Here is a 10,696-nt window from a genome sequence, read left to right on the forward strand (position 1 = left end):
CTTGAGGCGGACCTCGTACATATTCGGCCACATCTTGCCGGTGACGAGGAAGGTGTCCGAGCCGGGCACCTTCGCGATGCCGTTGAGCACCGCATCGGGATCGGACGGGCGCGGCTGCTGCAGCTGGCCGAGATCCCACTGCGCGTCGACCTCGCCGCTCGACGGGTCGATGCGGACTATCCGGTCGGTCATCCACACGTTTGCGTAGATCCTGCCGTCCGAGCAGTCGAGCTCGTTGAGGTTATCGACGCCCTTGGCCTTGAGTGTCACGTTGATCTCGCCGGTCGGCTCGAACGTCTCCGGGTCGCGCAGCGTGAGTTTGTTCGAGCCGTCGCTCATCACGAGCTGATCGCCCAACGTGCACAGGCCCCAGCCCTCGCCGTCGTACTCGGCCCGTCCGGTCTCTTCGAGGGTCGTGGCGTCGCGCTTGTAGGCGATGCCGTCCTTCCACGTGAGCTGCCACAGGGTGTTCCCTGTGATAGTCATGCCCTCGCCGAACTCGCGGCCCGGCAGCGGATCGGTCTTGACCCTGTAGTCCGTCGGACCCGAATCGAGCGGGCGCGCCGACACCCAGGACGTGCCGTAGTCGCCGGTGGATTCGTATAGTTCACCCTCGCGCATTTCGAGCCCCTGGGTGAACGCGGCGGAATCGTGCCCCAGCTCGCGGACGACCTCGACCTCGCCGGTGGTGTCGGGCTGCGCGGCGCGGCTCGAGCCGAGCCCGTCGGCGCTGCCGGAATTGCCGCTACCGATGCTTCCCGCATTCGGACCCGCGGTGGAAAGGCTCCCACCGTCGATGGAACCCATCTCGCCGTTCGCGCTGGTCTCCTGAACGTCCCCGGAGCCGGCCGAGTCGACCGCGTCCGACGAGCACGCCGCGGTGAACGCGAGGATCGCCGCCAGGGTCGCCGGGGCGACCGCCGCTGCCGTTCGCCCGGTCCGCGACGGGCGGCGCTGCGAACGCGAAGGACGCGAGAGGCCCGAGAAGCGGGGCGACGGGACGAAATCGGCGATGTGGCGCATAGGTAAATCATGCCGCATAACCCCGACTCGCGGGTCCTGCACCCGCGAGTTTTATGGGGTTTGGCACCCCTGCGTTCATAATGAACACATGACATCCGTAACCGAGCGAACCGGCATGCAGCGACGCGGTGGCGAGGTCAGCGAAGCTCTCGCCGGCGCTGTCGCGCTGGCCAGGGACGCTGCCGCCGAGGTTGCGGGCGGGTCGGCCGTCGGGGAGCACGAGGGCATTGCCTGCGAGGCGGAGAACACCGCGACGCACTACTTCGGCTCCCGGCTCCGCGGCTACCGCGGATGGCAGTGGGCGTGCGTGCTGTCGGAGGCCGAGGCGCGGGTGACGATCGACGAGATCTCCCTCATCCCAGGTCCCGACGCACTTCTGGCCCCCGAATGGGTGCCCTGGGAAGAGCGTCTCCATGCCGGCGATATCGGCCCCGGCGATGTGCTCCCCGTTTCCGATGACGACGAACGTCTCGCCCCCGGGTACGAACTCGTCCCGGGGGACGAGGAGGAATACACCGGCGACCTGCCGATCGGGCTCGGCCGCGAGCGCGTGCTGTCCCACTATGGGCGCGTCGCAGCCGCCGAACGCTGGGAGAGTGGCGAACACAGCCCGGACGCAGAGAACGCCAAGGCCGCAGAGCACCACTGCGGCTCCTGCGGTTTCCTCGTCCCGCTCTCCGGTTCGCTGGGCCGCATGTTCGGCGTGTGCGCGAACGAATTCTCGGCCGACGCGCAGGTCGTGCACCTCGAATACGGGTGCGGGGCGCACTCCTCGGTCCGCCCGGAGCAGGCCGGTCCCGGGCAGCGCGCGGGCACCGCCTTCGACGACCATGCCGTGGACTTCGAATCCGCCCCCGGCGAAGAGCCGGCGCGGGAAGCGGCCGAGACGCCGGCGACGTAGCTCCGGCGTCATACCCGAGTCTTTTTGGCTAACCCCTAGGCGTCGAAGTCGAGGCCCTGCTGGGCATCTCGCGCGCCGCGCACGACCGCGCGTCGCTGCAACGCGTACACCGCCGTGCCGAGAATGCCGACGGCGATACCGGCGAGACACAGCGCGATCTGGCGATCCGAACCGCCGAATACGAACAGGGCCATCGCGGCGCACAGCCATGCGACGGTGCCCAGCGCGAGGATCGGGCGCGGGTCGAGAACCGCCGCCGGCAACGGCGGGACGGCGGGGGTGTGGGGTGCCTTCTGCCGATCTCCGCTCTCACTCACGATTCCCAGAGTACCGCGAGGGGCCGCTCGTGCTTTATCTTAAATGCGGATGAGAAGACCTAAGGGGAGCGAGGCGCATTGAGTAACGACGAGCCGCAGGCGGCCGAGAAGGTGGCCGAGCCGAAGAACGGGCTGGACCGCTACTTCCGGATCACCGAGCGGGGCTCGAGCGTCGGCCGCGAAATGCGTGGCGGGCTCGTGAGCTTCTTCTCGATGGCCTACATCATTTTGCTCAACCCGCTGATCCTCGGCGGAACCCCCGACGTCGACGGCAACACTCTGTCGATCCCGGAGATCGCGGCGGTCACGGCGCTCACCGCGGGCGTGATGACCATCGCGTTCGGCGCGATCGCGCGCCTGCCGTTCGCGTTCGCCACCGGTCTGGGCATCAACTCGCTGGTCGCGGTGACGATCGTGCAGGAGGTGACGTGGGCCGAGGCCATGGGCCTCATCGTCATCGAGGGCATCATCATCGTGATCCTCGCGGTCACCGGTCTGCGCTCGGCGATCTTCAACGCGATCCCCGCCGACCTCAAGGCGGCGATCACGGTCGGTATCGGCCTGTTCATCGCGATGGTCGGCTTCGTCGACTCGGGCTTCGTGCGCCGCATTCCCGACGCCGCCGGCACCACCGTTCCCGTGGGACTCGGCATCGACGGCTCGATCGCCTCGTGGCCGACCGCCGTGTTCTGCTTCGGGCTGCTGCTGTGCGGCATCCTCGTCGCGCGCGGGGTCCGCGGAGGCATCCTCATCGGCATCGTCTCGGCGACCGTGCTGGCGATCATCATCGAGGCGATCGCGAAAATCGGCCCGTCGTTCGTCGACGGTGAGGCGGTCCCCGAGGGCTGGTCGCTCGCCGTGCCGACGCTGCCCGAATCGCTCGGCGCGCTGCCGAACCTCTCGCTCATCGGCAACATCGACCTCATCGGCGCGTTCACCCGTATCGGCCCGCTGTCGGCGGGGCTGTTCGTGTTCACGCTGCTGCTCGCCAACTTCTTCGACGCGATGGGCACGTTCACCGGGCTCAGCCGCGAGGCCGACCTCACCGACGCCGACGGCAATCCGCCGAACATGAAGACCGCGCTGGTCATCGAGGGCTTCGGCGCCGTCGCCGGCGGCCTCACCTCCTCCAGCTCCAACACCGTCTTCCTCGAGTCCGCCACCGGCATCGCGGAGGGCGCGCGCACGGGGCTGGCGAACCTGCTCACCGGCGCGCTGTTCCTCGCCGCGGTGTTCTTCACCCCCGTCTACGAAGTCGTCCCCGTCGAGGCGGCGGGCGCGGCGCTGGTCATCGTCGGCGCGCTCATGCTCGGCCAGATCACGAACATCGACTTCTCGAAGTACTACGTCGCTCTGCCAGCGTTCCTCACGATCGTCGCGATGCCGTTCACGTACTCGATTGCCAACGGCATCGGCGTCGGGTTCGTCTCGTGGGTCGTGCTCGCGGTGTTCACCGGCCGCGCGAAGACCGTGCACCCGCTGCTGTGGGTCGTCGCGATCCTGTTCGTCGCCTACTTCGCCATCGACCCGATCACCGCGGCGCTTTCCTAGCAAACCCGTGCACGTCATAGACATCGGCGATCCCGCCGACGAGCGCCTCGACCCGTTTCGGGATCTCAACGTCGCCGACCGCCGCCCCGACGCGGGCGGCTCGGGGCTCGTGATCGCCGAGGGGCTGTACGTCGTCGGCAGGATGCTCGTGTCGCCGCTCGCCACGATGGCCCTCGCGGGCACCGAGGCGAAGCTCGGCAGGCTGCGCGAGGACCTCGCCGCCGAGGGCTATTCTCTCGACGCGCTTGCCGGGGACGCGCCTTTCTACCGGGTCTCGAATGCGGTGCTCTCCGCCGTCATCGGCTTTGCTTCTTCCCGGGACGTGCTCGCCGTCGCCCCACGCCCTGCCCCGCGTATGACGGCGGAGGTGCTTGGTTCGGCCACGGCCAGGACACTGCTGGTGCTCGAGGGTGTCAACAATGCGGAGAACCTCGGCGCCATGTTCCGCGGAGCCGCGGCGTTCGGCGCCGACGGGATCCTCATGGGTGCCGCGACCGCGGACCCCTGGTATCGGCGGACCGTGCGCGTGTCCATGGGCCACGTGATGAACGTGCCGTGGGCGAACCTCGGCGGCACGCCGACGACGTGGCAGCGCGGACTCGCCGAGCTCCACGACGCCGGGTTCTCGACTCTCGCGCTGACGCCGTCCTCCGACGTCACTCTCGCCGAGGCGATGTCACGGGTGGGTGCGGCCGGCGGCGCCGGCAAGGTGGCTCTGCTCGTGGGAGCGGAGGGGCCCGGGCTTACCGAGCATGCGATGCGCGCTGCGACCCTGCGCGCGAAGATTCCCATGGCCGCAGGAGTCGACTCGCTCAACGTCGCCACGGCCGCGCAGATCGCACTCTACGAGCGCTTTCGCTGACGGCGTTCAGATCCGCCGCGCGCGTGCGCTTACGTAAGTGAATACCCGTCACCTGCATGTTTACACATTTGCTTTCGTGAAATGGCTCACAATTGGTGTTTTTGCCTGCTACAAATTGGGCGGAATCACTCGAGTGAGGGACGGTGCGAATGCGATCTGGAAATCTTCGACCGAGCGCCCGTCGGCGCACGTCTGCCGGCGGGGCGCGCTCCGCACTCGCGATCGGCGCGGCGGCGATTGTTATCGTGGTCGGGGCCTCCGGTGCAGCTCAGACGCCCGGTTCTACGGGGTCAGTCGGATTAGCAGGCCAAGGGGAGGAGAGTGGCCACGTGGACGCGTCGCCCGCTCCCGGCACGGCCCCCGCTGCCGCCGACACGGTCGCTGCCGTGAGCGCTGCCGAGCGCCGCTACCAGGCGAACATGTACGACGGCTCGGGCGAGCCCGGCTCGGTTCATTTCGTCGATCGCACCGCCACCTCGCCGCTCGTGATCGTCGCCCCGCACGCCGTGCGCCACCATCGAGCCGGAAATCTCAAGGCTCCCGAACTTTTTACCGGAGGCATCGCCGAGGTTCTCGCCGAGCGGCTCGGCGCAAGCGTCCTCGCGGTCGACGGTCTCGTCCCCGATTGGGGAGACGACTGGGCCGGCCGCGACGACGAGTTCACCCGCATCCTCCACGGTCTGCCGCCCGGCGCGGTCATCGTCGATCTTCACGGCATGCGCGATACCTCCTCAGAGGCGCCGTTCGTGCTCGGCACGGGCCGGTCGACCGACGAGAGCACTGCGGCGCTTCGGGCGTCATTACGCGAGGCGTTCGGCACCGACATCACCGACGAAGGGCGCTTCGGCGCGCGAGCTGGGTACACCGTCGTCGACCACATGCAGCGGCGCGGCCACCCCGCGATCCAGATCGAGATCGCATACGGTGCCCGCGACCCTGAGTCCGGGCGGCTACCTGCCACCGTGGACCGGCTGTACGCCGCGCTGGCCGACGCGAGCTAGACCGAACCTCCGCCGATCACGCAATCGGCGATGAGCCTGTCCAGCGCGCGAATATCGATATCCTTGCCGATCTTGATCTTGAAATGCCCGACGCGTGTCCATAATTCGAGTTCAGCGTTGATATCGAGAAGGCGGCCGGCATTTTCTGAGGACCACATGTCGATGGACTTATACGGAAGCGAGTACATCTCGACTTTCTTGCCCGAAAGTCCCTGGGCGTCTCGCACGATGAGTCGTTTCGTAGTGAAGATTGCCGAATCGCGAAAGGTCTTGAACGCGGCGATGGGGCGCTCGCCATTGACCATGAGCCGACCGGCATCGTCCGGAATTGGGCATGGCGAAAGGAGCGTCCATGAAGTAATCGCTGAAACGCTGGCATCGGACATGAAGATCCCCCTGATGAAGTCGAGTTGGCAGTGCCCCTAGCAAGGTGAATCGATCTTAGCGGCCAACCACGACACAATCGCCGAGTTCAGAGCTCCTCGCGAGAGGAGATATCGGTCCAATGTCTGTGCATGAGTAGCCCATTGCGACCTCGGATGGTCTCGGCCGGAGATTTGCGGCGTTGGGATTACGCCGCGTGCCCGTCTACTTCCGGCGCTTGGAGATTTCGTCTCGGGCCATGCGAGCGAACTTCCTCGCACCTCTGGCAGCCAACGAACCGGCCTCGCGGGCCTTCTCCGCGGCAGCGCGCGCGGACTCGCGCACAGGCTGTTCCTTTGCGCTTACCGCGCGCTCGTAGTCGTCGTGTTCGTACGGCGAGGAGTCGTCATCCTCCGAAGTCGAGGTGGCCGTCTCCTCGGCGATCTCGGCATGGCCGGCCGCGCCGGACAGGTGCATGGCACGGCCCGCCGGCGGATGCTCGGCGCGCACCTCGCGTCGCCCGTCCGTGGCGTAGCCGAGGACTGGAACGTCGAGCCCATCGGGGCTCAGCTCGAAGCCGAGCCACGACTCGTGGGCGGTGCTGAGAAGTTCGGCAGGGGAGAACGGGAGCGCGAGCGGATCGTCCACGCCCTCCTGCGGGCGCTCGCCCGACCAGAAAGGAAGCTCGAACCCGGCGGGCATCCCCTCGTCCTCGACGATGCGATTGGCGGCGGCGGAGAAGGACCGCTGAAGCTTCCCGTCCTCCCAGTGCGCGAAGGCGCTCACCTCGCTCTCGGCGTCGAACGCGAAGGAGTATACGTTCGGGGCGTCGGCGATCGCGATCCACTTGTCCTCTATCTGAGAGGGGCGCAGGGCGTCTGATTCGCTCGTCTGAATCACGGTGAGACCGGGGAACGAGCCGATGTAGATCTCGCCCTCGCCCGCGGACGCGGAACGGTTGAGCGGGAACTCCCCGATATGGCTGATCGTTGCCTTCGGATACAGCTTGCTCAGCAATCGTCGTGGGTACCCGGGATCGGCGGGGAGCCCGGTGGTGAAAGCCTGGGCCGGCGACTCTGTCGCCACGTGCCAAAAGGTTGTCACGTGGTGTGACATGGGCGTGTTACCTCTCGGTCGGTTGGGCCCAGTCGTCGCGGCCCGATGACGGCGTGGTTACTTACTGTCCTTGGGGGAGCGAACCCCGAGGAGTACATCTTCCCAGGAAGGCATCGTCGGATGCTTGCCCTTGGCGCGGTGGGCACCGCCCTCGGCGGGCGGATGCTTGAGGAAATCGTCGTCCTGGTTCTCATGGCTGCTCGCGCCGCGGTCCTCGGCCGGCCTCTGCCCGTCGGCTGCGGGCCGGCCGTTGCGCGTCTCGGGCGCGGTCTGCGGGGCCACCAGGCCCTGGGCGAACGGGTTACCCGACATCGTTCCCGCGCGATCGTTCGAGCGGTCGTTCGCCTGCGTGCCGGGCCGTGCGCCGGCGGGCGCCCCGCCGTCGGCGGGGCGCGTGGCGCGGGCGCCGGGATAGCCCGCGTTCGGGTCGAGCTCGATCGGCCTGCCGAGGACGTAAGGCGTCGACTCACTTGTGGGATCGTGCGGAACCCTGCGGCCGCCGATGCCCGTGACGCTCGCGGGGAAGGAGCGTGGCCACGCCCTGCCGCCCGCGGGCTCCGAACCGGCTTCCTCGCCTGCATCGGGCTCGTCTGCAACGCCGAGTGGCTTGCGCAGCTCGGGGTCGCCGATCGCGACGGCTTCGTCGTCCAACGGGTGGGCTACGCCGCCGTGCGAATCCGGGACGAACTCCCACAGCGCCGAGGCATCATCGGACAGACCGGCCGGCCATTTCGCCTGCACGGTCCAGTTTCCGGACTTGAGGCGCCACGAGTCCCAGCGCAGCAGTTCGGGGTCGACCCCGCGTTCCTCGAGCGAGTCGATGACCATTGTTTCGACAGTGTCCACGGACGGCCCGTCGGCGAGCAGCGGGTGTGCCTTGCGTGCGCGTTCGGCCCTCGCCCCGCGCTCTTGGAGAATCGGATACGCAAAAGCCTCTACACGTGTAAAGGACATGCCGGTGAGTTCGCAGAGTTCCTCGACGGTGGCGCCTGCGCGCACACGGGCCTGCAGGTCTTTCGGCCGCAGCGAATTGCGTTCGGGCGTGAAGCGCGCGGAGGGGCGCTTGCCGCCGGGATCGGGTCGCGAGGACGTGGTGGCGAGAGTGTCGGCATCTGCGCCGTCATCCTTGGGTGTGGTGGCGGAAGGGCCGCCGACGAGGCTCGGCTCCGGGCCTTCCGGCAACGTCGCAGGCTTCGTCGAATCCTTGGCGGCGGAGGTGTTTTCGCCGGAAGGCTCGCCGTCGCCAGCGCTATCGGTGGAGTCTGTCGCGGAGGTGTCGGACGACTCATCCGAAGCGGACTCTTCTCCGAAGTGGCCGCGCGCGGCGGCGCGGAAATCGTCATCGAGGGGGAGGGCGAGTTTCTCGCCCGTATCCGCGATTTCGCATTCGACGGTCTCGGACTCCGTATCGACCCCGACGATCGCGATTTTTCGCATCCGCTCCTCCTGACGATCCTTATGCGTGCGGCGCGCCGATCGCAGTCAGCTGACCGCGCGGCGCGCCGCTTGCTTGGACCCATGTTAGGGCAGATGTTTGTCGATATCGCGCCGAAAGCGCCGAGTTCGGCAAATCTTCCGTTGCAGATGCCTATCCCCGGCGCCCGGGCGCGCCGCGTAGGAATTACTTGCCGAGGTTCTCCACGACGAAATCGATGCACGAGGTGAGCTTCGAGACATCGTCCGGCTCGATGGCCGGGAACATGCCGATGCGCAGCTGATTCCGGCCCAGCTTGCGATACGGCTCGGTGTCGACGATGCCGTTCGCGCGGAGCGTCTTGGCGACCGCGGCGGCGTCGACGTCGTCCGAGAAATCGATCGTACCGACGACCTGTGAACGCAATGCCGAATCGGCGACGAACGGCGTGGCGAACTCGCTCTTCTCCGCCCACTCGTACAGGCGCGAGGACGAATCGGCGGTGCGGCCGGTGGCGAAGTCGAGCCCACCGTTGGAGTTCATCCACTCGATCTGATCAGCCATGAGCAGCAGCGTCGCAATCGCAGGGGTGTTGTAGGTCTGGTTCTTGCGCGAGTTGTCGACCGCGGTGGGGAGGGAAAGCGACTCCGGCACCCAGCGGCCGGTGTCGGCGATCTCGCCGACCCGCTCGAGCGCGGCCGGGCTCATGATCGCGATCCACAGGCCGCCGTCGGAGGCGAAGCACTTCTGCGGGGCGAAGTAGTAGACATCGGTGTCCGCGATGTCGACGGGCAGGCCGCCGGCGCCGGACGTCGCGTCGATCGCGACGAGTGCGTTCTCCGAGCCCGCGGGGCGCTGCACCGGCACGGCGACGCCCGTCGAGGTCTCGTTGTGTGCCCAGCCTATGAGGTCGACCGACGGATCCGAGGTCGGCTCGGGCGCCGAGCCCGGCTCCTCGGACACGACGATCGGCTCGGAGAGGAACGGCGCGCCGCCGGCGACCTTGGCGAACTTCGAGGAGAACTCGCCGTAAGTGAGGTGCAGCGACTTCTCGCGGATAAGTCCGAACGCCGCGGCATCCCAGAATGCGGTCGTGCCGCCGTTACCGAGCACCACCTCGTACCCCTCGGGCAGCGAGAACAGCTCGGCGAGGCCGTCGCGCACGCGGCCGACCGTGTTCTTCACCGGCGGCTGGCGGTGGCTCGTGCCGAAGATCTCCGCACCGGACGTGACCAGGGACTGCAGCTGCTCGGGGCGGACCTTCGACGGGCCGCAGCCGAAACGGCCGTCTCCGGGCAGCAGGTCGGCGGGGATGGTCAGGTTCTCGCTCATAGAAAATGGCGACCTTTCGTTTCGGTGATCGATCCTTGGCACGGCTAACAGCACCCAAGTGTATAAAACGCGGCACCGGGGCGCCGTGGTGTGGATTACGCTCACGCTACGCCCGCCGCCTGCGCCGGCGGAAGCGCCCATCGCCGCGGGGCTCGCGCGGCGCGATATCGTGGCAGGCATGCCCTCCACCCCGCATGGCCCCGCCGCCTCGCAGGTCCCCGACGATTTTCGCAGGCTGCGCGAGAGCTACGGCCTCAACGACCGGCTGCTCGATCCCGCGGACCTCGAGGGCGGATGGTCCGCCCTGCTCACGCGGTGGATCGCCGACGCCGCGTCCGCCGGGGAACGCGAACCGAACGCCATGGTGCTCGCGACGTGCGACGTCATAGACGGAATCGGTTATCCGAGCACCCGCACGGTCCTGTGCAAGGGCGTTTCCGCCGACGGCGTGCGGTTTTTCACCACGCGCACCTCGCGCAAGGGCTCCCAGCTCGCAGCAAATCCGCGGGCATCCGCGACGTTCCCGCTTCTCGAAGCCGAGCGGCAGGTGCACCTCGAAGGCCTCGTCGTGCCGCTCGATGACGTCGCAAGCCGCGAATACTGGGCAACACGCTCGCGCGAATCGCAGATCTCGGCATGGGCGTCGGCGCAATCGCGTCCCGTGGCGGGGGCTCCCGAGTTGCGCGAGCTGTACGCCGAGGCGGCCGCGCGTTTCACCGGCCCCGGTGGGGACGAGCTTCCCGTGCCGATGCCGGAGTGTTGGGGAGGCTATGAACTACGTCCCGATCGCGTGGAATTCTGGCAAGGGGGTGCCGG

The 10,696-nt window shown here is 67.8% G+C and carries 11 protein-coding genes; 5 read left to right on the forward strand and 6 right to left on the reverse strand.

Annotated elements, in window-relative coordinates; genetic code table 11:
- Window positions 1-1,023 (reverse strand): glutaminyl-peptide cyclotransferase (locus K8V11_RS09605; RefSeq protein ID WP_303913282.1); only part of this gene is annotated, 1,023 nt, incomplete at its 3' end.
- An 88-nt stretch (window positions 1,024-1,111) separates the two neighbouring features.
- Between K8V11_RS09605 and K8V11_RS09610 the strand changes: the two genes are divergently transcribed.
- Window positions 1,112-1,924, forward strand: a complete 813-nt coding sequence (locus tag K8V11_RS09610) for a DUF3027 domain-containing protein (protein WP_303913285.1) — start codon at window positions 1,112-1,114, stop codon at window positions 1,922-1,924.
- A gap of 35 nt (window positions 1,925-1,959) precedes the next feature.
- Here K8V11_RS09610 and K8V11_RS09615 read toward each other — a convergent pair whose 3' ends face one another.
- Window positions 1,960-2,241, reverse strand: a complete 282-nt coding sequence (locus K8V11_RS09615; protein WP_303913288.1) for a DUF2530 domain-containing protein — start codon at window positions 2,239-2,241, stop codon at window positions 1,960-1,962.
- A gap of 78 nt (window positions 2,242-2,319) precedes the next feature.
- Between K8V11_RS09615 and K8V11_RS09620 the strand changes: the two genes are divergently transcribed.
- The 3 genes from K8V11_RS09620 (at window position 2,320) to K8V11_RS09630 (ending at window position 5,655) form a co-directional block, all read left to right on the forward strand.
- Complete coding sequence (locus K8V11_RS09620) at window positions 2,320-3,792, forward strand: NCS2 family permease (protein WP_303913291.1); 1,473 nt, start codon at window positions 2,320-2,322, stop codon at window positions 3,790-3,792.
- A 7-nt stretch (window positions 3,793-3,799) separates the two neighbouring features.
- Complete coding sequence (locus tag K8V11_RS09625) at window positions 3,800-4,654, forward strand: RNA methyltransferase (protein WP_303913294.1); 855 nt, start codon at window positions 3,800-3,802, stop codon at window positions 4,652-4,654.
- 329 nt (window positions 4,655-4,983) lie between these two features.
- Window positions 4,984-5,655: a hypothetical protein gene (locus K8V11_RS09630; RefSeq protein ID WP_303913297.1), complete on the forward strand. Its 672-nt coding sequence runs from the start codon at window positions 4,984-4,986 to the stop codon at window positions 5,653-5,655.
- On the opposite strand, the gene K8V11_RS09635 is transcribed toward K8V11_RS09630, so the two are convergent.
- The 4 genes from K8V11_RS09635 to serC all read right to left on the reverse strand — a co-directional run bounded on the left by K8V11_RS09635 (window position 5,652) and on the right by serC (window position 9,880).
- Window positions 5,652-6,041: a PH domain-containing protein gene (locus K8V11_RS09635; protein ID WP_303913300.1), complete on the reverse strand. Its 390-nt coding sequence runs from the start codon at window positions 6,039-6,041 to the stop codon at window positions 5,652-5,654. The genes K8V11_RS09630 and K8V11_RS09635 overlap by 4 nt on opposite strands.
- A 202-nt stretch (window positions 6,042-6,243) precedes the next feature.
- The gene (locus K8V11_RS09640; protein ID WP_303913302.1) at window positions 6,244-7,104 is read right to left on the reverse strand and encodes a hypothetical protein; all 861 of its coding nucleotides are present in this window, start codon (window positions 7,102-7,104) and stop codon (window positions 6,244-6,246) included.
- An 87-nt stretch (window positions 7,105-7,191) separates the two neighbouring features.
- Window positions 7,192-8,571, reverse strand: coding sequence for a septation protein SepH (gene sepH, locus K8V11_RS09645; RefSeq protein WP_303913305.1), 1,380 nt, complete (start codon window positions 8,569-8,571; stop codon window positions 7,192-7,194).
- A gap of 184 nt (window positions 8,572-8,755) precedes the next feature.
- Window positions 8,756-9,880, reverse strand: coding sequence for a phosphoserine transaminase (gene serC, locus K8V11_RS09650; protein WP_303913308.1), 1,125 nt, complete (start codon window positions 9,878-9,880; stop codon window positions 8,756-8,758).
- A gap of 178 nt (window positions 9,881-10,058) precedes the next feature.
- Between serC and K8V11_RS09655 the strand changes: the two genes are divergently transcribed.
- On the forward strand, window positions 10,059-10,696 hold a 638-nt coding region (locus K8V11_RS09655), incomplete at its 3' end, for a pyridoxal 5'-phosphate synthase (protein WP_303913311.1).

The sequence above is a fragment of the Dietzia timorensis genome (genome assembly GCF_020742175.1).
Classification (GTDB): Bacteria; Actinomycetota; Actinomycetes; order Mycobacteriales; family Mycobacteriaceae; genus Dietzia; species Dietzia timorensis_A.